The sequence below is a fragment of the Moorena sp. SIO3E8 genome (assembly GCF_010692445.1).
Classification (GTDB): domain Bacteria; phylum Cyanobacteriota; class Cyanobacteriia; order Cyanobacteriales; family Coleofasciculaceae; genus Moorena; species Moorena bouillonii.
Window position 1 is genome coordinate 1 of the sequence record NZ_JAAHHM010000093.1, and the last position, 20,869, is coordinate 20,869.

Annotated in this window: 16 protein-coding genes, 1 other RNA gene and 1 pseudogene; 12 read left to right on the top strand and 6 right to left on the bottom strand. The window is 43.4% G+C overall.

Annotated features, from left to right (window positions below):
* Nucleotides 1–321 precede the first annotated feature (321 nt).
* The 5 genes and pseudogenes from F6K46_RS27850 (at nucleotide 322) to ssrA (ending at nucleotide 4,416) form a co-directional block, all read left to right on the top strand.
* Entirely contained in the window at nucleotides 322–681 is a 360-nt protein-coding gene (locus tag F6K46_RS27850) for a LapA family protein (RefSeq protein ID WP_293038841.1), read from the top strand.
* Nucleotides 682–751: 70 nt separating this feature from the next.
* Nucleotides 752–1,147 (top strand): annotated as a pseudogene (tnpA, locus tag F6K46_RS27855) (IS200/IS605 family transposase).
* 413 nt (nucleotides 1,148–1,560) lie between these two features.
* Nucleotides 1,561–2,427, top strand: coding sequence for a segregation/condensation protein A (locus tag F6K46_RS27860; RefSeq protein WP_293061828.1), 867 nt, complete (start codon nucleotides 1,561–1,563; stop codon nucleotides 2,425–2,427).
* 273 nt (nucleotides 2,428–2,700) lie between these two features.
* A complete protein-coding gene (locus F6K46_RS27865; RefSeq protein WP_075904152.1) occupies nucleotides 2,701–3,864 on the top strand; it encodes a sugar phosphate nucleotidyltransferase in 1,164 nt (387 codons plus the stop codon).
* Between the two features lie 160 nt (nucleotides 3,865–4,024).
* Nucleotides 4,025–4,416, top strand: a transfer-messenger RNA (tmRNA) gene (gene ssrA, locus F6K46_RS27870).
* A gap of 444 nt (nucleotides 4,417–4,860) precedes the next feature.
* On the opposite strand, the gene F6K46_RS27875 is transcribed toward ssrA, so the two are convergent.
* Complete coding sequence (locus F6K46_RS27875) at nucleotides 4,861–5,496, bottom strand: sugar transferase (protein ID WP_293061858.1); 636 nt, start codon at nucleotides 5,494–5,496, stop codon at nucleotides 4,861–4,863.
* A gap of 1,086 nt (nucleotides 5,497–6,582) precedes the next feature.
* Entirely contained in the window at nucleotides 6,583–7,857 is a 1,275-nt protein-coding gene (locus F6K46_RS27880) for a hypothetical protein (RefSeq protein WP_293117552.1), read from the bottom strand.
* Nucleotides 7,858–8,248: 391 nt separating this feature from the next.
* Between F6K46_RS27880 and F6K46_RS27885 the strand changes: the two genes are divergently transcribed.
* The 3 genes from F6K46_RS27885 (at nucleotide 8,249) to F6K46_RS27895 (ending at nucleotide 11,602) form a co-directional block, all read left to right on the top strand.
* On the top strand, nucleotides 8,249–8,956 hold the full coding sequence (locus tag F6K46_RS27885; RefSeq protein ID WP_075904148.1) for a Crp/Fnr family transcriptional regulator: 708 nt from the start codon (nucleotides 8,249–8,251) through the stop codon (nucleotides 8,954–8,956).
* A 122-nt stretch (nucleotides 8,957–9,078) separates the two neighbouring features.
* Complete coding sequence (locus F6K46_RS27890; protein ID WP_075904146.1) at nucleotides 9,079–9,933, top strand: DUF2232 domain-containing protein; 855 nt, start codon at nucleotides 9,079–9,081, stop codon at nucleotides 9,931–9,933.
* A gap of 418 nt (nucleotides 9,934–10,351) precedes the next feature.
* Nucleotides 10,352–11,602 (top strand): nicotinate-nucleotide--dimethylbenzimidazole phosphoribosyltransferase, encoded by a 1,251-nt coding sequence (locus F6K46_RS27895; protein WP_293061837.1) that lies wholly within the window; start codon nucleotides 10,352–10,354, stop codon nucleotides 11,600–11,602.
* Nucleotides 11,603–11,727: 125 nt separating this feature from the next.
* On the opposite strand, the gene F6K46_RS27900 is transcribed toward F6K46_RS27895, so the two are convergent.
* Nucleotides 11,728–12,108: a hypothetical protein gene (locus tag F6K46_RS27900; RefSeq protein ID WP_293117555.1), complete on the bottom strand. Its 381-nt coding sequence runs from the start codon at nucleotides 12,106–12,108 to the stop codon at nucleotides 11,728–11,730.
* Nucleotides 12,109–12,937: 829 nt separating this feature from the next.
* Here F6K46_RS27900 and F6K46_RS40315 point away from each other — a divergent pair.
* Both F6K46_RS40315 and F6K46_RS27905 read left to right on the top strand, forming a co-directional pair.
* The gene (locus F6K46_RS40315) at nucleotides 12,938–13,186 is read left to right on the top strand and encodes a transposase family protein (RefSeq protein ID WP_366510758.1); all 249 of its coding nucleotides are present in this window, start codon (nucleotides 12,938–12,940) and stop codon (nucleotides 13,184–13,186) included.
* Between the two features lie 1,386 nt (nucleotides 13,187–14,572).
* The gene (locus tag F6K46_RS27905; RefSeq protein ID WP_293061841.1) at nucleotides 14,573–15,763 is read left to right on the top strand and encodes an extracellular solute-binding protein; all 1,191 of its coding nucleotides are present in this window, start codon (nucleotides 14,573–14,575) and stop codon (nucleotides 15,761–15,763) included.
* A gap of 12 nt (nucleotides 15,764–15,775) precedes the next feature.
* Here F6K46_RS27905 and F6K46_RS27910 read toward each other — a convergent pair whose 3' ends face one another.
* The 3 genes from F6K46_RS27910 to F6K46_RS27920 all read right to left on the bottom strand — a co-directional run bounded on the left by F6K46_RS27910 (nucleotide 15,776) and on the right by F6K46_RS27920 (nucleotide 18,441).
* Entirely contained in the window at nucleotides 15,776–16,213 is a 438-nt protein-coding gene (locus tag F6K46_RS27910) for a hypothetical protein (protein WP_229415484.1), read from the bottom strand.
* A 272-nt stretch (nucleotides 16,214–16,485) separates the two neighbouring features.
* Nucleotides 16,486–17,616: an aldo/keto reductase gene (locus tag F6K46_RS27915; protein WP_293061843.1), complete on the bottom strand. Its 1,131-nt coding sequence runs from the start codon at nucleotides 17,614–17,616 to the stop codon at nucleotides 16,486–16,488.
* Nucleotides 17,617–17,940: 324 nt separating this feature from the next.
* A complete protein-coding gene (locus F6K46_RS27920; protein ID WP_070396955.1) occupies nucleotides 17,941–18,441 on the bottom strand; it encodes a bifunctional nuclease family protein in 501 nt (166 codons plus the stop codon).
* 138 nt (nucleotides 18,442–18,579) lie between these two features.
* On the opposite strand from F6K46_RS27920, the gene F6K46_RS27925 reads away from it, so the two are divergent.
* Together F6K46_RS27925 and F6K46_RS27930 are read left to right on the top strand one after the other, a co-directional pair.
* On the top strand, nucleotides 18,580–18,768 hold the full coding sequence (locus F6K46_RS27925) for a hypothetical protein (RefSeq protein WP_293061845.1): 189 nt from the start codon (nucleotides 18,580–18,582) through the stop codon (nucleotides 18,766–18,768).
* A complete protein-coding gene (locus tag F6K46_RS27930) occupies nucleotides 18,753–19,457 on the top strand; it encodes a riboflavin synthase (RefSeq protein WP_293061847.1) in 705 nt (234 codons plus the stop codon). The genes F6K46_RS27925 and F6K46_RS27930 overlap by 16 nt, the downstream gene beginning before the upstream one ends.
* Nucleotides 19,458–20,869: the final 1,412 nt, after the last annotated feature.

Genomic DNA, 20,869 nt, shown 5'->3' on the forward strand with positions numbered 1-20,869 from the left:
TTCTTGCCTTACAATTGACCAGTTTTGGTGGCATCTTTGATATCTCCCTACGAAGCAGGTGTAGGCTTGAAGGGAACTCCAACTGCTGCTATACTGCACAAAGTCATAACTTGAGCTAATGGAAGATCCCCCCAGCCCCCAAAACAGCGGGGGGAGAACAGATAAAAAGTTCAGTTGATCACCGTGCCAAGTAGATGTCCTTCACCTGTGGGCGTTGGGACACCTGCGCACTTTACAGTAATCGGCAAGTTAAAAAAGCCGATTTTTCGTGTTATCTGTTGTAGAAGTAGGAAGCAACTGCAACGGTTTTGGATTAAGCTGATGCGACAGATTAATTTTTTGCTGATTTTCGCTTTATGTCTGGCACTAGTCTTATTTGGCTTGGAAAATACCCAATCTGTTTCCATTAGGATTATTGATGGTATCCAGGTTAAGGCTCCCTTGGCGATTGCACTGATTCTAGCCATGTGGCTTGGAGCAGTAATAGCCTGGTTATTCAACTTGTGGACGCGATTTATCAATTTTATAGGAACTCGTAAGATGGTTGGGCAGATACGCTCGAAGGATGAACAGATTAGACAATTAGAAGACGACATTCAACAATACAAAATTGAGATTGAACAGAAACAGTTGCTTTTATCGGCATCTGACCCATTGTCAGATAATCCACTATTAGACTAATTTTGGGATTGCCATTGGGGATTGGGAAAATGTCAAGGAACTGAATCTCCCCTATAGGCTATAGGATTCAATGCCTAAGCAATATAAGTCTAACAACAATGTTGTTTACTCTTGTAATTACCATGTTTTATGGTGCCCTAAGTACAACATACGAAAAGTTCTTACAGGCAACCTTGAGACCAGGCTCAAAGAGTTAATTAGAGAAGCTTGCCGGAACATGGACATTGAAATTATAGAGATGGAAGTAATGCCAGACCATCTACATCTTGCTATCGAAGTTAACCATAAGTTTGGAGTTTATAAAGCAGTCAAACATTAAACGGATTTATTCTATATATCAAAATAATTCCCCCAACTTCGCTCTAGACTGCCTACGCTTTGGAATAAAAGCTATGGGCGTTTGTACCGTTTCGGTGGGTCTATCGAAGTTATTAAGAAGTACATACAAGACCAACAGCGCCAGTAAGTTGTTCTATTTGAGCAGTAAACTTTACTGCCCATAGACGAATATAACTGCTACCATTTAATAATGCCGAAAAATAGCAAATTTATGGTTTCTTTTCAGATCAATCCTGTTTGTTTCAGAGGTTGTATTCAATGTCTCTACAACAGTGAAAATTCAAGAGGTAAAATTTACGCTTCCTGATTTTCGTTCTCCTATTTGTCCTCCCTCCAAATCATAACAATATCGATGCTACCGGACTTGATGTCACCCCTTACAGGACTTCCGGAATAACTTTACTTGTAGAGTCACCCTACTACTTATAGCTTATAGCGTTTGGTGCCCAGTTTTGTGTAAGTCCTGCTGTCAGTTAATTGACCAACAGTATCAAACAAGACATGGCTATATATCTTTAGTCTATTGACTTGATCCTATAGATGACTACAACACCTGCTACCGAAGCGATCGCTATTCTCATTGATGTGGCACAGCGGGGAGAAATTGACCCATGGGATGTTCAGGTAATTGATGTCATTGACCGCTATCTAAGTACACTGGCATTAGACAGTGATCCAGAACTTGGATACCGTGACACGGACTTGTCTCAGTCTGGGCAAGCGTTTCTATGGGCATCCATGCTAGTTCTACTGAAAGCCGATACCTTGGAACGTTTAGAAGAACCGGAGGAGTTAGAGGAATCCGAAGAACTCGATGAGTCCGAGGAAATTGGTGGCAGGGGAGATAGAGGTTTGCCTCGCAATCTAGAACGTCATCTACGCCGTCGCTCTGCTGCCCGACCCCCTAAAAGACGCCCAGTAACCCTGCCAGAGCTAATTCAACAGTTGCAGGAGATGGCAGCCCAACTGGGTGAAAACCCCTTACCTTCCCCTAAAAAAGGGACTCGCTCTAGTGCCCGTAGTCAGGCAGCTCGTATTGCCCATCTAGCTCATGATGAAAACTTGACCGAGATTGCCAAACGGCTGGAGGAATTTCTATCCCGCTACTGGTATGAGCTAGCGGTAGACAACGATTGGCTGAATTTAAATCAGTTGTTAGAGTGGTGGACGTTATCCCCATCATCAGTTGCATCAACTTCCCTTGGTTCTTCTTACCAGGAGGACAAACTCAGAACAGCCAAGATGTCGGGAAAAGCTGACATAGAAACAGCGATCGCTCCTATTGAATCACGAATAGGGGACAGAGTTAGTGTTTTCTGGGGACTGCTATTGTTATCTGCTCAGTCTAAGGTTGAGTTATGCCAAGAAGAATTCTACCAAGATATAAAAATCCGTAAATTGGAGTAATGAACCCCACGCTTAAAAGCGGGTAATTATAACATCAACTAGCCTTGTCAGGAAACCAGTAATTCTCAACTGGGGTCACTCAAAGCATCACTCAAAGCACAGGTTACAGAAAATTCCAGCTTGTTTGCCCCTGTGTAATAGCGGTGGCTATGAAAAAGAGTTAGGGACTAAAGTCCCTCGTGCTAATCGTGGGTGAGAGTTCAAGGACTAGTTAGAATCGTACTCAATTGCCCACATCAACCTCTATGGATTTAGTTTAAGGAGAAAAGATACATGAAAGCCATGATTCTGGCAGCTGGCAAGGGAACTCGCGTTCGCCCTATCACTTACACTATTCCCAAGCCATTGATTCCCATCCTGCAAAAACCAGTAATGGAGTTTTTACTAGAACTATTACGACAACATGGTTTCGACCAAATTGTGGTCAACGTCTCTCACTTGGCTAACGAAATTGAAAGCTATTTTCGAGATGGGCAACGCTTTGGCGTTGAAATTGCTTATTCTTTTGAAGGTCGCATTGTTGATGGTCAACTGGTTGGGGAAGCCCTCGGCTCAGCTGGTGGCATGCGTAAGATCCAGGACTTTTATCCCTTCTTTGATGATACATTTGTGGTGCTCTGTGGTGATGCCCTGATTGACCTGGACTTGACAGCAGCACTTAAATTCCATAAAGAAAAGGGAGCAATTGCTACCCTAGTGGCAAAACCTGTACCACGAGAACAGGTGTCTAGCTACGGTGTCGTAGTTACAGATGAAACTGGTCGCATCAAAGCTTTCCAAGAAAAGCCCTCAGTGGAGGAAGCCCTCAGTACCAATATCAACACAGGAATTTACATTTTTGAGCCAGAAATCTTTAACTATATCCCCTCTGGTCAGGAATATGACATTGGCGGCGAACTATTTCCCAAACTTGTGGAAACGGGGGCTCCTTTCTATGCGGTACCAATGGATTTCCAGTGGGTTGATATTGGTAAAGTCCCAGATTACTGGCGAGCTGTTCGAGGTGTGCTGCTTGGAGAAATCAATAATGTACCGATTCCCGGCAAAGAAGTCGCTCCCGGAATCTATACTGGCTTAAATGTGGCCGTGAATTGGGACAAAGTAGATATCAAAGGTCCGGTTTACATTGGTGCTATGACCCACATCGAAGATGGGGCAAAGATTATCGGACCAACTATGATTGGTCCCAATTGCTGGATCTGTAGCGGAGCAACGGTTGAGAATAGCGTCATTTTTGAATACTCTCGCCTTGGAGCCGGAGTACGTCTAGTGGATAAGCTAGTGTTTGGACGCTATTGTGTTGACAAGACTGGTGCGGCTATTGATGTTCAGGCGGCAGCCCTAGATTGGCTGATTACTGATACCCGCCAGAGTTTGCCTGTCACTGAACCAGCAGAACGACAAGCGATTGAGGAAATCCTCAGCAGCAAGATTTAACAGGTTCACGTAAGTCCTCGTCCTTATAGAAGGCGGGGATTTACCCAGCTAAATAGCTTTAAAGAAATTTTCCAATTCAGGATCACACCAGAGGATCACGCGTATTTGGTAGTTGCTACTTTGAAATCTTGACTATAATGGAGAAAGGAAATAACTCCAAGGGGCCTTAATGGTTTCGACGTGTTGGTGAAAGCTGACCCGTGATTCAGGTCGAGAGTGAGTCTTCTCTCGCAAATACCGGACTCAAAAAAATTGTAACTGCGAACAACATCGTTCCTTTTGCTCGTAAGGCTGCACCTGCTGTTGCCTAAACACCTATAAACAGGTTCGAGCGTCTGTAGTTTGACTCCGTTAAGGACTACGGACTTAACCCCAACGGATGCTCTAGTAAGCTGTCTTTGGTCGGTTTGCTAGCTAAGACTTCACCAAAGCATCCTGTCATCCGGGATAATGGATGATCCCCGCTCCGAGGGTTAAAGGGGCTATGCCTGTGAATGAGCGATAAGTAAATAACCAGGGCGGACACGGGTTCAATTCCCGTAGGCTCCATTAAAAAATAAATATGACTATAAATATCACCTATTAAGATTTATTTCCCTGGATCAATTCAGAAAATCAGCGTTAATTTTTTCAGTGTTGATTTTTATTGTCTTAGGAACCATTAAAGAGGTTATTCTTAAACTTGATTATAGTTAACTCTAATCTCCAATCAATAGTTCCAGTTCTGTATTGATTGGTCTGTTGATAGCAGTTATCAAAAAGTGTCGGTAAGTCTTGGAAAAATAGGATTAACTTTACTGATAAAAATAAGATAAAAATAACAGGAGTGATTATCCTGTCACTAATTAATCAATCTGTTATCGATGCCTGTTTATTTGCTAAAGCTAACCCCACCTCAATCAAACATTCTCAATAAAACATTGTAGATAGGGTTAGCTTTAGCATTCTGTTCAACCTGGATTTAGTACTATCGGGTTAACAACTTATAACGTGATATTAATAAGCACCATGCCTATTAAAGATTACCATGATAGTTTTCACAATCAGCTTCAGGTCGTAGCCAATAGACCACTTATGTTGGTAATCCAAGTCCATAAGAACGATATCTTCAAAGTCAGTCACCTTTGAACGACCATTGGCTTGCCATTCACCAGTGATTCCAGGTTTAACTCTTAAACGCTTGTAGTGATGGCGGTTGTAGCTCATGACTTCATCAAAGGTAGGAGGACGAGTTCCAACTAGGCTCATCTCTCCGATCAAGACGTTCCAGAATTGGGGAAATTCATCAAGACTGGTGCGGCGTAGAAAGCCTCCGATCCGACTGATACGGGGATCATTTTCATTTTTGAATATATGACCTTTAGCTTGGTTTTCTACTAAGTGCTTGAGTTTGTCTGCACCCACGATCATTGAACGGAATTTCCAGATTCGGAAGGGTTTCCCATTCAGACCACAACGGATCTGACTATAAAATAATGGACCGGGATCGACTATCGACATAGCGATCGCAATCGGAATTGCGATGCTCACGGTAATTAATAATCCAACCAAAGCTCCAATAATATCAATTAATCGCTTGATAGTATTGTTGGCAGACTGATGAACCTCTTGCTGAAATAAACAACTTGGTATTCTGTTATCCCAAATTGGTGAATCAATCGAGGTATAAGCAGAAGACTTGGAGATAATCACGGCTTTTTCTTAGTTATCTAAAGTTGATTAAACGACGGAATAATTGCTTTAAATCCCCAGGCTGATAGAACAGTTAAGCTCAAGAGAGCCAACTTGCTTAGGTAGTTTTTGGCAAAACTTTATGGAAGAGTCTCCTGCCATTTTCCAAAAGATTTGGTAGGCACCCACTAACCCTAAAGTCTTTGTTGTTCACTAAATAGTCTATTAACCAGACCGCTGAAAACTTTAAAAGTTCCCACTAAAGTTAATTTTTTTTATAAAAGTAACTTATATATAGGTAGATGACCTTGTCATTTTTATTGACCGCCTTATTAAGAATTTTTAATCGAAGCCTCTGCTCATAGTATTTTGATTTTTCAAAAAAAGAGTAGTATATTTTGTATCATTTCACTGAACTTTCACATTGTATCGACGAATTCGTGAAGGGATTGTGAATTGGGGTTGAATTAATTGACTTCTAGTCTGAATTTTGGTATTAATAGTTGACTATTATTAATCAAAAAATGACTGGAAATGATTAGAGGTAAAAATAATGCAATTGATGTTAAGTTGCTAGGTAGACATCCCTAAAGACTACCTCTGATACTAAATCCAAGTTAAAAACCTCCTTTATAGTCAAGTCATGAGGGGAAGCCTTAGGTCAAAGGCAGGCAAACGCAAGCTTATATAGCCGCAACTTCCCTCTCGACTGGGCTAAAAGGGGGCTAGAAAAGCCGATTTAAGATCACAGATCATTAAACACTGCTATAGCTTAGCCATGTTGCCAGCTTGGCAGGAATTTTCAAGAATTTACCGAAAACAGAACGGACGCGCTTCATCCGAGTTTCTTAAGAGCGTCCCAGGGCTTGCTAAGGGCTGACGCTCCGCTGCCCGAACAAATCTGTTTTGTAATGAAAGAAACTTGCATCGTCACAAGCCACTATTTTCTTTGCTCAAATCGCTCTTTAATCTTCCAAACCACCCCACGTCCCAGCCACACGCCATATCCCACAAACCCCACAGGGTCTCAAACCCTCAAGCTACTTGTCACCCCTTGAGGTAATTCACACCCATTTGTTCACACAAATCTGTCAAGGCATTAATAGTAGCAATGACTTCTGAATGCTCAAGGGAGTCATTGCTCACAGATGTCTTCTCGGACTCTGGCGTAGGATCGCTTAAGTGCGATTGGCCGTAGGCCACGCTACGCGATGCTCGGTACGAGCCGCTACGCGAACGCAATGGTGTATTTTCTTCAGACAATCCTATCCCCCAGGATTGAGGCAATTCTCCTGTTGACCAATCCATTGGTGGTTCCTGCTTCAAATCTGATTGGCCTTTGGCCACGCTACGCGAACGCTCAGACACCGCCTCAGTCATAGTCACAGAGTTTTTGGGCAATAAGGTTTCCGGATGTAATTGAAAGCTATCCTTATCCTCAACTTGAACCTGTACATCCGCTGGTTGTTGTGAGGAAGGCCATAGGCTTGAAGCTTCTCGTCCTAACTGCTGAGCTAGACGATTCACAAAAGCAGCAAACAACATTTCTCCCTGCATGCCTAAGCTGTGCATTTTTTCAAGTTCCTGAGATAAAGACTGCTGGTAACCTTGAAGATCTCTTTGTAGGGTCTCAAAAGTCAACCGTTGGTTAACATCTATATTCTGTATGAGTTGATCAGATTGTTTTTGAAGCTGCTGTAGTTGCTCAATAACCTTTTGTCTTTCGACTACAGCAACAATCTCGTCCTGATTTGAAGGCAATCGGTTGATTGAGTCGTCACTAGTGGGATTCTTTTTTAAGTGAGCTTCCCAATTCGCTAAAATTTGAGATAGCTTTTGCGTCAAGCTTTCGACAAGGCGGTTGATTAGCCCTTGTGAGAAGTAGTCTGAAGCAAACTGCACATTTGCAGTTTGTTGTTTGGTATAGTAATCCAGCTGCTGCTTGGTACTCTCCAAATGCTGAATTTCTCGTACTAGAGACTCCCGCTGTTGCTGTAGAGCCTCCAACTCTAGCTGCAATGGTTTCGTCAAATCGGTACGTACAAGATTCATTTCTTGAGTAACCGCTTGCAGGATTTGCTGCACTCCCTCCTGAACAGATGTGGTTACTCCCGTCTGAGATGGGGTGACTGTAGTACTTGTCTTGTCCGATTCTACCCCTAGTTTTTGCTGTTGGGAAACTAGGTAGCTACGAACTTTCCGCAAAACCTGGTGTGCAGCCGCTAGGTCACCAGACTTGAACCATGGTAGAGGAAAGTCAGGCTTATGGAGGATGTGGTCAATATCAGCAATCAGAGATTGAATGTCGGTTTGAGCAGTCACTTTGAAACCCTTGACGAGAACAAATTGAGTCATACAGGAGTCAGAGTCAGCCCCCTGTGTCTAATGTTAAATTGCCACAGTCACCAAACTATTACAAATTGTTCATCATGGAGCATAATAACTGTACTTACCCGATGTGATTCTTGCCAACCCCTCTACCAGAATTAACCTACCTCAGCTTACTGCAAGTAGTTTAGCTCCAGTAGCATCTTGGCTTGTCAAGGCAATTTCACTCACATCAGTCATTGTCGTTGGTCTACCAAAGGTGGTGAGGTTAAGCAGATCTGTTTCATTGGCTTCTTTTAGTTGACACAGGCACACTCCCTGACTCACGTGATTTGACAGCGGATCATCTATCTATTCAAGGTGTTTACGAAGCGCTCATGATCCCATGGAAGACCGATACAATTCATCTGAAGTTAACTCTAATGTTCATGATTCGATGGCTAGCACTCCTTTTTTTGCTGGCTTACCAGATTCTAGTGTCAAAAAAGCCATTATTAATATGGTTACCCGTAGCCATCCTGCAAATCGAGTGATTTTACTTGAGAATGACTGGGGGGGGTCTGTCTATTTCATCTTAGATGGTTGGGCAAAGATTCGCACCTATAACATGGATGGGAAGGAAGTGACCCTCAATATTCTTGGGAAAGGAGAAATCTTTGGTGAAATGGCAGCGTTAGAGGAAGTACCTCGTTCAACAGATGTGATTACCTTGACCCCTACAACCATTGGTAGTATACCCGCTCAGGATTTTACTGAGTTAATTCATACGGAACCTTTGGCTGGTGTCCACTTAGCTCAGTTGATGGCAAAGCGTTTGCGTCAGGTTAACCGACGCCTACGCTTGCGGGAGTCAGATAGTACCTCACGAGTGGCAGACACGTTGTTGTTTCTCGCTGAAGGACAAGGCAAATTGAAACAAAGAGGAACTGAAATTCCTAACTTACCTCATCGAGAGATAAGTAGCCTCAGTGGATTGGCGCGGGAGACGGTCACACGAGTCCTGACAAAGCTGGAGAAGAAAGGCTTGATCATGCGGGATCAGGATACCCTTTTTATCTGTGATCTGCCTGCTCTAGAAAAGATGATTATCTAGTCTTGATATATAAGGTATCTCCAAATGAGGAGAAATTTGAGATGGGCTAAGATGCAAGGGTACTTTAACAGTATCTCTTCTGTTATCATCTGTCCCTTTCCTCAAGAGGTTACTAAATTTGCATGAGTGATTCTTTTGATGATGGTCAAGCGGCTTCACAAGATCTCTTTGCCCAATCTAAAAACAAACCCACAAAATCAACAACGGAATTCCCTAAGAGCAATGCTGATGTAACTGAGATGGGGGATCAATTAACTGGGGAGCCAAATCACCCACTAGAAAAGAGGGAACCTAGGGCAGTGTACAAACAATCCACTTCTGCTAACTCCCCTAGCCTGAGTAATGGTCTAAACCCTAGACCTAAAACACCTATAACCATGGTAGAAACAGCGTTTCTGGCCAGTACTGCCAGCTTGATTTGGCTGATTAATTATTACTTTCCTCTAGGACCAATACTCAAAATGTTTTTCCCAGTGCCGATTGCTTTAGTCTACCTAAGGAGGGGCAATAGGGCATCCTGGATGGCAGCACTGGTTTCGGGGTTGTTACTATCAGTGCTTATGGGAGTAACTCGCAGTATTATCTTTTTGGTCCCTTATGGTCTGATGGGTGTACAACTGGGAGCTTTCTGGAAACGTCGAGCTAGCTGGCTGCTTTCCATTAGCATGGGTACGCTAATTGGTACAATAGGCTTCTTTTTTCGGTTTTGGTTGTTCTCAATTCTATTGGGGGAAGACCTCTGGGTTTACGTGATGACCCAGGTGACAGGATTATTGGATTGGTGGTTTGTCAAGCTGGGCTTGCTATTTCAGCCCAGTCTATTTCTAGTTCAAACCCTGGCTATAGTAATGATTATTATCAATAATGCCATTTATTTATTCGTGGTGCATATTGTAGCCTTACTCATGCTCGACCGATTAGGAAACCCGATTCCTAGACCACCAAACTGGGTAAAAGTTTTGCTGGATTACGATTGAGCTATTAGTCATTGGTCACTTGTAATTGATAAGAGCCTGTTTGTTATACTTTCAACGGTCAGATTAAGCGCTACTTGGGGGCTACGCTTTCCGCAAACAGTTATCAGCTCTGAGCCTTTGGAGCTTACAGCTTAAGCTTGATTGATTACCTTTAGCTCAGTTTATGCCCGTGGGAAGTATGGCAATCGTTCTTTTATTTAATCTAAATTTAGGGAATTATATTGCTAATTTTATTTTTTTGTTAAAGAAAAAGTATTACTATTAAATAGTTAAATATTTACTACTTTATTTGCTACTTTTTATAAATTATTCTGTTAACTTATCCAAAGTTAACTGTTCCCTTTAACCACAATTAATCTGTAGTGTAGTATGTTTTTTCTATTTCATATAAGAACTAAGGACTAAGGATTAAGGACTAATGATCCGAGTTTATACCCAGCAGGTAAAGGGAAAACGGTGGTTACAGCAGTATCAGGGATGCTCACCGGTATTTGCTTGTATTTTAGGATTCACTGCTACTGGGTTGATTCCAGGCATTTCTGCTGCTGGTGCTACCCCAGATGATCGTCAGTATACTGCGATCGCTGATGCTGAGTTTTTGGTCAATGGAGTTACTCGCCAACCTCAATATCCCCTTCCTCCTCTAACTGTGGGAGTATCCCCTGTATTGATTTCCCGTGCTGTAGTTGAGGCTTTTAACCTACCCATCTATTTGTTCAATGCTGGTTTACCTCACCCTCCGACAGTACCAGCCATTGACTTAGGTGGTATTCCTGCTAAGTGCCTAACTTCTGGAAATGCTTTGCCCCTGGAAACAGTGAAACGGTTATTTCGGCAAGGTTTACAGTGGGGAGAAAAGCTAGCAAGTGTGGTTGGTGATAGCTATCTGATTATTAGTGAGTGTGTGGTTGGGGGAACTACCACCGCACTTAGTCTGCTCACTGCTTTGGGGATTGATGCCGCTGGTAAGGTTAACAGTAGCCATCCCCAGTGCAATCATGGTCAAAAGTGGGAGGTGGTGGAGCTGGGGTTAGAACGAGCTGGGTTAGGGGGTAGGGGAGCCGGGGAGCTTCCCGAAAGCGAACCTAGGAAGAAGCATTCACTGTCTCAGCCCCACCACCACGCACATGTACACTCCCTCACCTCCTCATCCTCTCACGCCCTAACACCATCACCACTTGATCACTTAAAGCTAGTGGCAGCAGTGGGAGATCCCATGCAAATTGCTGCAGCAGGTATGGCAATGGCAGCTAGTCGTCACTGTGGCGTTTTACTCGCTGGTGGTACCCAAATGCTAGCGGTTTATACCTTAGCACAGGGATTGGCAGAGTCGGGTTTAGCCTACCCCAGTATGATTGAGGGTAATTCCCTAGCATGGCAACCAGCACAAGTAGTTGTGGGAACAACTCGCTGGGTGGCAGAAGACTCGACTGGTGACACGGTTGGATTAGCAAAAGATATTGGGAGTGTACCCCTTTTGGCAACACAATTGAGTTTTAGCCAGTCTCGTTATTCTCAGCTACAGGCATATGAGCAAGGATATGTCAAAGAAGGTGTGGGTGCTGGAGGATGTGCGATCGCAGCCCACCTTTATAAGGGCTGGAACTCGGCTGAATTACTTCAAGCCATTGAAAACTTAGTGGAGCAATATCGTCTTTCTCTGAGGTGATTGTTGTTGGAGCCAGTGAAAAAACACTTTACAGTCTGACCAAGTTAGTTAGAAAATCACAGAGGTGCTGATTTGTTTTCCCTATTAACCTTCAACCCTTAGACTAATCTGGATAAGACTGCCAATTAGGAATGAATTCGCTGTGCTAGGAGTTGTTCTTCTAAGGCAGCAATCCGATTGTAGGCTGCTGTAAGTTGGGCAGTTAAGCGTTGAACTTGAATATCAGCAGAGATATTATTATTGCTATTGCTAGAGAAACTACCTAGCCCAGAGTTACTATCAATCAGCACATCTTTATGTTGGGTCAGTAGGTTAATGGCACTTTGACTTTCGTGGGTCCGGGGTATCGGTTGCCCAGTTGGCTGAGATTGCTCAGTTTCCTGCCTTGAACTATTTTTGAGTTCAGAAAGGCCTTCTGAAAGCTTCAAACTGAGTTTTTCGATGGCTTCGCACAGAGTATCTACTCTATGACTTAGAGCCATGATTTGATTTTGATATTCATCCATAGGATTTTAAACTGCCATAACTTAGTTCTTTTTTATCCTAGTCACTTAACGATCAAAATCCGATGAATTGCTGATTTATTTAACTATTGTCAAAAATCTGTCAAAAATAAGCTCTAAACTCCTTAGAGTCTGTTTTCCAGAGTTTTTTTTGAAAAAATGCCAGATAGCCGCTGTATATCTTAATATTTACCCTGATTAATTCAGCCTTAATTAATAATTGTCTTTTATCCCAAGTTCTGCACTACAATTAGCACAATCGGTTTTTTCGGAATTAATTTATTGAAATTAGTGATTTTTAATACATAACCTACGGATAATTTTACCGATGTGATTACCTTCTCCAACTCCTATAAAGATGGTAAACTAATAGCAGTTGACAAGAGAACCAATAAGTGTATTAACCGCTTGATATAGATTTTTCTATCCCCCCATCACTCTATCTTACAGATTTAGATTTCTTATAGTTAGGTCTCAAACAAGACTGTGTGTTGAGGGGGAGGACGGGGAGGAAAAGGGAGACATAGCTGGTGTTTTCGTTCTTTTGATCATGCTTACTCTTATTAAGAGTAAATTAATAAGAGCAGGGCTATTTCATTCTCATGAAAGCCAAGAAATGCTAGGCTTACAAGTATCCCTTGAGTTTGATTAGTGACCATGGGTCAGCCCCCCCAATCTGCCCCTGCTGTTTTACTGCCTAGGCTCTCCCAAGAGGAGTCAACCCCAGAGCCGATCGAGATTTTAGAAGCCTTTTCTGATATCCGGTGATGTGCGCAAGGTCTCAGGTAAACGGCATCAAGTCGCTCTATGTCTAGCTCTGTAACTTCAGGCTATAGCGGCTGGGAACCGAGGGTTAAGAGCGATTGGCGATTGGCTCAACAGCTATCGGGAGGACAAGATTGAACGTTTTCTACCCCCAAAGCGGCGAATTCCTTCCTACAGCACGATTCGTCGTGTCCTATTAACCTTGGATTATCAGCAGTATTCTGTGGCCCTGGCTCGGTTCTTTGGCATTGAACCCAAGGCGCGGGGAAACCTTAGCTGTCGATGGGCTTTGTCAAACGGGGCTCATACCAACTAGTTTGGGACAATCCTGATTCTCCCCCTCACAAGCGCAATTATGTTAGTCAGTGCAAACCCTTGTCGAGCGGGGTAAGATTGCTCGAGCCTTATCAAGTGGATAGTAAAACGAACGTGCGTCAAAGCCAAGAGACGAAACCTTAGGTAGTGGTCGCCTTAATCAAAAAGTTTTAACCCTTTTATGCATAGCCGACTAACCATAAAGGCGACCACTACCTTACGGTAACTTCAATACCAGAATTTATTACGCAACTGGCTGTTAAGGGTGTAGTCAACGCCATAGATGCGATTAGCACTCAAAAAAACGGCTCAGTTGATCAAACAGAGCTGAGAATCACTACTTGGGGGCGATTAAAGGCAATCAGGGCAATCTATTCAAAAGCGTCAAAGCTTACTTTGTAGCCGAACACAGTCATACTGACATTACTTAAGGACATGGTCGGATCGAGAAACGGGTCGGCACGTATCTGCAACCAACTCGACCACATCCAGCCGAAGCCAGGGCATTAGACTCTGTCTTGATGCAAAGCGCGAGTGGGGGAAACCCCGGCAGTCGCTCATGGTTTGTTCGCGTTCGCCTTTGGCGTGGCCTACGGCCAAGCGTCGGCTACGCCGAAGTTACCGTAAGATAGTGGAGCCTTATTAAAAAATATTTAACCCTTTTCTGCATAACCTGCTAACTATAAAGGCTCCACTATCTAAGGTTTCGTCTCCGGGGGGAACCCCCAAGACCGCGCTGCCTTCCCAAGACCGCGCTGCATCGCTGATTCGAGTCGAAAGTGTTCGACAATGCAAAAAGGGGGGGCAACACCGTCTGGAAAAGGAAACACGCTACTATGTTGCTTATATCGCCCTTGTCTGCTGAGTCCAAAGCCTCAGCGCATCCCTTGGATATTGGGGTGATTAGAACAAGGTTCATTATGTGCGATTTGGTTACTCAGGGTGAAGATGCTTCACGTAAACGCAAGCATCAGTTACCTCAAATCTTTGCCGTTGCTCGTAACGAAGCTCTAAATATCTATCGTTCTCATGACTTTTCAAATATGGCTCAGGCGCAAAGACGGTGCCAGTTTGGACGCTCACACACAAAGAGCGCATTTTCCGCAATGAAATAGCCCTGTTAATAAGAGTAAAACTATCATTGATGTCAAGTGATGTAAAAGTGATGTAAAAGTAGATTCAGATGCCTTAGCCCTTGACTTGGATTAGTTTTGTTAACCAGACTATGAGTAGTTGTTAATTGATTAGATTTACTAGATCTAGCAGATGGCTGTTGGTCTAAGAAGTCACAAAAGTCAGTTAATTGGTAATAGCTATGGTAGTTGCTATTGAGCCAATGTAAATTAAGGTCAAATAGTTGGTAACTATAGGAAATTCAGAAATACTTATGAAGCGACGCTCCTTGATACTAGGTGCTAGTACCATAGCCCTTAGTCAGTTAGCATCTGGTTGTAATATCGGACAACAAGCCTCTTTAAAGGTAAGGCTGTTGCAAAATTCAATCCCAGTTCAGCTGTTGGGTGAATTTCGTAAGACCTTAACACTACGGGCTAAGCTAAATTTTGACCCGGAGAAACAACTATCTGCTTTATTCAAACTCCTGACAACCTTGAAAGAGCAAGGCAAAACCAGCAATAACCAAGATTGGTCTCCCCTAGATTTGATCCGGATTAGGTCTAGGACACCGATAAGTCCTGATTTAGTTACCTTAGGAGATTATTGGCTCAAGTCAGCCATTGAGCAGGAATTGATCCAACCTTTGAAGATAGAAACTTTGCCAGGATGGAAACAACTGCGGCCAGAGTACCAGAAACTTGTCAAACGTGACCAAACTGGTCAGCTAGACAATTCAGGAAAAGTTTGGGGTGCTCCTTATCGCTGGGGTGCTACTGTCATTGCCTATCGCCGTGACAAGTTCAAAGCCTTAGGCTGGACTCCCAGTGATTGGAGTGACTTGTGGCGTGAGTCTTTACGCGATCGCATTTCTGTATTAGACCACCCCCGAGAAGTGATTGGTTTAACCTTGAAAAACCTAGGCTTATCCTATAATCAACAGGATTTAAATCAAGTCAAAGACTTGAAACCAGCACTTCGACAACTGGCTAAACAGGTTAAATTCTACAGTTCGGATCACTACCTAAAACCTCTAGTGTTGGGGGATACCTGGGTCGCAGTGGGTTGGTCTACGGATATCCTGGCACTAAGAACACGCGATCGCCAAATTGAGGCAGTGGTACCTCAGTCAGGAACAGCCCTGTGGTCAGATGTATGGGTAAAACCCGTATCAGTAAGCTCTGCTTCTGACTCCTCAGAAAGTAACTCTGGGTCGGATTTAAGCCAAGAGTGGATTCAATTTTGCTGGCAAAGCAAATCAGCCAAGGAAATTTCTCTACTGACTAATGCTGCTTCCCCGATTCTGGTTAATATGCCAAGAAATACGCTGCCACAAGATATCCAATCTAATCCTCTACTGCTGCCAGAAGCAGCAATTCTGGACAAGTGTGAATTTCTCCATCCCTTACCAGAGTCTACACAAAAGCAGTATGAATCCTTGTGGAAAGAAATGCGAAGTACTTGAAAATTGCCTGTTCTAGTTTTGTGATAACTGGCAAAAGGCCGAGACTTTCCCAGCTAAAGGTACTTGACCAGGTATACATACCTCCACCTGGCACATGGAATTACCATCACAGGTATAAGCTCCTAAAGGCTTTCCTCGCTGGTTAAATACTCTGGTATTGTAGTCATAATCCCTGGCAACGTTTCCCATTTTGTTAATAAAAGCATACCTACCCAGATAGTTAAGCAGACTCCAGAGTTGACGATTCACTACCAAATCTACCCGGCCTTTACTCGGATAAGCTAACCAATTATCCAGTAGCTTACCGCCAAACTGTTCATCAGCCCACCAGAAACTTGGAGTAGTGAGCTTAGTTTGAGAGATAGTATCAGCAGTAATCACAGACCCATCATTAGGAAGATTATCTGGCTGCAGGACATTTAAATTCACAGCTTCCGTGTCCGGCTGCACTCCTATAGTCTTTTGAGCTAAAACTGGTTTAGGCTTCCACCCAACCAGAAAACAGCTCTCTAGAAATACAAGGCACAAGACACAAGGCACAAGGTATAAAGGATTTATTTTAGTAACGGTGTTTTTTTTATCCATCAACCAACCTTAAACCAACCAACCTTAAAGAATTAAGAATGTAGAATTAAGAATGTAGAATTCTGCATTCTACATTCTGCATTCTCACAAACAACCTACCCTACACCGAATCCCCTTGGGCGAACAACCAACTAACCTTATCCCCACAGACGACGCCTAGGAGAACCATTAAGACGCTGGTGCGTATCAGAGAGTAAGGAAGGAATATCCAGTTGTTCGGGGCAACGGGGAAGACAGTCACCACACTGGGTACAACGGTTTCCCTTGACCCCCCTAAACCAATGACCAGCATTTTCAAACATTTGATAGCGATATTGACCAAACTCGGTCATGTCGTAAGCTAAAGCAAGATTGCGCAGCCGCAAGACTTCTGGAATATTAATGGTTTCTGGGCAAGGTAGACAAGCATAGCATTGACTACAGCGGTCAGTTCCTAGAGCATTGTTCAAGTGGGTTTCCAAACGAGAGAATGCTGCCACTTCCATTGGGCTCAAAGACTCGTCTCGGTTAGCCACACTTAAAGGCAGGGTCACCTCATCTGGGTTAGCCGGTCCAATACTTAGAGTGGTAATGCGGGGATCGCTTAATAAAAACCGATAGTTCAGTTCCAGTGGCGAGAAGGGATGGCACAGTTTCTCTAACGTTGGTGGTGGGGTGTAGAGTTTGCCTCCTTTATCAGCAGGAGATATGATGAAGATACCCATATCCTTCTGATCAGCCAATTCAATCGCCGCAGCATTGCGTTGAAAGAAGTAATAGTAATGCAGGTTGATGAATTCAAAAAAATCTGTTTGAATTGCCCCTAGAATCACTTCTATTGAACCGTGGGTTGAGAAACCAACGTGGCTTATACGTCCCTGGGCTACGGCTTTTTGGACAGCTGCCATACAGCAACTGTCAGACTTTACCCAGGACAGATGCTCTTCAGTGTTAATCCCATGAATTGCTAAACAATCGACATAGTCGAGCTGTAGACGTTCTAAGGAATCATTAATCCACTGACTCATCAAATCAGCATCAGGGGTTGGTGGAATCTTGGTGGTTATATATAGCTGGTCTCGTGGTACTGACAATCCAGCTTTCAGGATGTTACCAAGGTACTCTTCACTCTTGCCGTAACCCCTGGCAGTTTCCAGGTGATTAATTCCTTTAGTGATTACCTGTTGCACTGTCTTCTGAGCATTGGACTCAGATGCTAAGCAACGCATGGTGCCGCAAGAAAATACTGAAAGCTGGAGATTAGTTTTACCAAACCGCCGATAACGCATGTTCCCCAACTGCTGAAATAATCAAATCTTTGGTTATCACATCTTTGGTTAAAATGTTGCCGAAAAACAGTTGCGCAAAAAGCTCACTTGATGGCCATCGATTGTCTTGGGGTATAGCTTCGGGTATAGCTTCGGGTATAGATAGTTTGGGATATATCCATTTATCCCAACGCTCACTTAGGGTATAGCATCAGGATTAGAGCATCTGGAAAACTCTCACCAATGGCTAGATGGTAAGGCTTTCAGAAACATCTCCATAATTTTTTGACAGAGCAATTAATATATTGTTGCTGTTAAATCCCGTTTAATCCCAATATTTTGGCTTTAGCTACCACGACTATATCCTCCACGGTGAAGAAAATCTTCTGGGCGGATATTAGAGACAAATTCCCGAAAAGCTCTACGCTCCTCTTCATCCTTATCTTGGTCTACAGGAATCGAAGCATCAGCAATCACCTCTTCCATCACCCAAATCGGACTGCCAGTGCGCAGGGCAATCGAGATGGCATCACTTGGTCGAGCATCAATTTCTTTCTTTGTCTCACCCTGACTAACACATAGGCTGGCATAGAATGTGTTATCTTGGAGAGAGTGTATTATAACACGATCCAGTGTTATGCTCCACTCCTCTAGAAAATTGACCATTAGGTCATGGGTCAGGGGACGGGGTGGTGTTTGTCTTTCCAAAGCACTGATAATTGCCTTTGCTTGATCTTGCCCAATATAGATTGGCAGAGCACGCCGATCTAAGACATCTTTGAGTAACACGATGGGGCTACGTGTTACAGTATCTACTGCAATGCCAGCAACTCTCATTTCAATCATCAGCTTAGCCTCTAGAATACGGTCAGCATCAGGGGCATCAAAGCGAAGCGGTAAACTAGTACTGTACAGACGGGCACCGAAACTTGCGCTTGCCAGATCTGTTCTTTTCACGTTACCGGTCAACGGTAAGATTAGCCCTTGAGAATCCAATTCGGTGAGATCAACAAGATTGTATTCTCCAAGTATGCCTTAGTCTCAGGAAATTTGTTTGGCCACTTCACTAAAAAAATACAAACCTATGCCAGCTCTTTTCCTACTAACAGTCTAGTTGCACCAGTTCATCCGCTTACAGAAGAACAGTATAAACAACAGTGTTTACAGGATTAATTCAAGCTCTCGGCACAATTGGACCAATGGGAAGCGATCGCTTTATTGTCTCCGGTACCTCTGATGCTATGGATGTTATCTTACAGGATTTAGAACCTGGTGATAGTGTAGCAGTGGACGGAATTTGCCTAACGGTAGAGAAAGTTTTGCCCACAGGCTTCTCGACCACTGCTTCTGATGAAACTCAGGGGCGCACCACCCTCGGACAACGGCTACAGACAACCTCCTACGTTAATTTGGAAACGTCTTTGCGTGTGGGTAGCAAGCTAGGGGGTCATTTTGTCACGGGTCACATTGACGGTATTGGCTGCTTAACGCAATCTTTACAAACACCAAACTCCTGGGAAATGTGCTTTACAGCACCAGCTTCTTTGACGGATGTGTGGCAGCATAAGATAGCCCGTTATCTTGTTCCTAAGGGTAGCATTGCTGTCAATGGGGTCAGCCTAACGATTGCTGAGTGTGACCCCAACGGCAGTTGGTTCAAAGTAGCGGTGATTCCCCATAGTTACAGCTATACGAATCTTAGCCACTTACGGACTGGCAATTGGGTGAATATCGAAAGTGACATTTTAGGGAAATATGTCGATAAGTTGCTGGGTAATCGAGTACCAGCTGCTGAAGCGATGGATGAAATGTCCCCGGAATTTCTCCTAGAACATGGGTATTTGACATCCTCCCACGGCTGAAGCCTCTAGGGCTGTTTCATTCTTGTGAAGGATCAGGGAGGCCAAAGGTGAACAAATAAACAAGCTAACCTTCACACTTCACACTTGAGAATTCACATTTGATTGAATTCCGACCTCTACGGAAAGGGAGGCTCAACAAGCACAACAGCCAAGGTTGTTCATAGAGCAAGAACGACAACGGTCACAGTGGCTAGCAGAGCGGTTAAGGGTGATGGGCATTGACCCGAAAGTTACCGAGTAATCAGGTTCAACAGAAATGCGTTCGCGTAGCGTGACCTTTGGTCAATCAGATTCTGATTAATGCAGGGTAATCCCATTGGATTTGGTATAAATTGTACTTGACAAAAGAAATAAAGAGTAGAAGGAAACTTTCCGACAATCGAGGCTGTGTTGACACAACTGCTGAAGTTGCTCAACCTCAAGGGAGCTGTAGTCACCTTGGATGCTATGGGTACTCAAATAGAGATTGTCCAGGAAATCCAGCGGGGAGAAGGGTAAAGAATATTCTCCAGTAGCTCATCAATGATATCCCTGTTGCACTTAGCTCAATTTTATCTGGCTTTGTGCGCTTTATAACTCGCCTTGTGCTGTCAAGTTTCCGGTTATTTTACATTGACACTCCCCACCCTGGAAGGACGGGGATTCTTGCTTCTACGAGGTGACTTGTTTAACCAGGCCGGAGCCAGAAAAAATAGAGGTCTCCTCTCCACAAGCGTACTTGGTCTATGACCTAGGTTTAGGTGTGCCGGAAACGAAACCTTATCAGAGCGATGCAGCGCGGTCTTGGGGGAAACCCCAAGACCGCGCTGCATCAAGACAGGGTCGCCTTAGTACAAAACCTTGATCCCTATTCTGCATAACCCTAAAAATATAAAGGCGACCCTCTGATTACGGTAACTTCAAACCCCACCGTACCTAATATACTTAACAAGTTAGATAAACTTTTTCTTGATCTTATGTTTTCGTAGATATCCAAATCGTTAGATTTGATTATGCAATAAGCTGATATCTTAGCTTATTTTTTACATCATCTACTTATTTTAAGCTCTTGTTTATCTAGAGTATTAATTGTTTTTTGTTATTTTTTTATACTAAGAGGTTGTCTGAGAAGTCTCATTTGCTACATCCAAGCCCCCTAAATCTCCCAATTTTGGGGGACTTTTAGAAGCAAATTGACTCTTGTTCCCCCCAAAGTTGGGGGGCTAGGGGGGCAAAATTCAGTATAAAAAAACTTTTCAGATATCCTCTAACACGCTTCGTGAAAACTGTCAAGTTTTAACTTAAAAAGAAAGCCGTCCTATAAGGAGGGGGCGCGATTACCCAAAATTTTGGGTAATTTTATCACTCGATTCCAATGGGATTACCCTGCTGTACTCACTGAGAGGGTTTAAGCTACATAACTTTCCACCGCA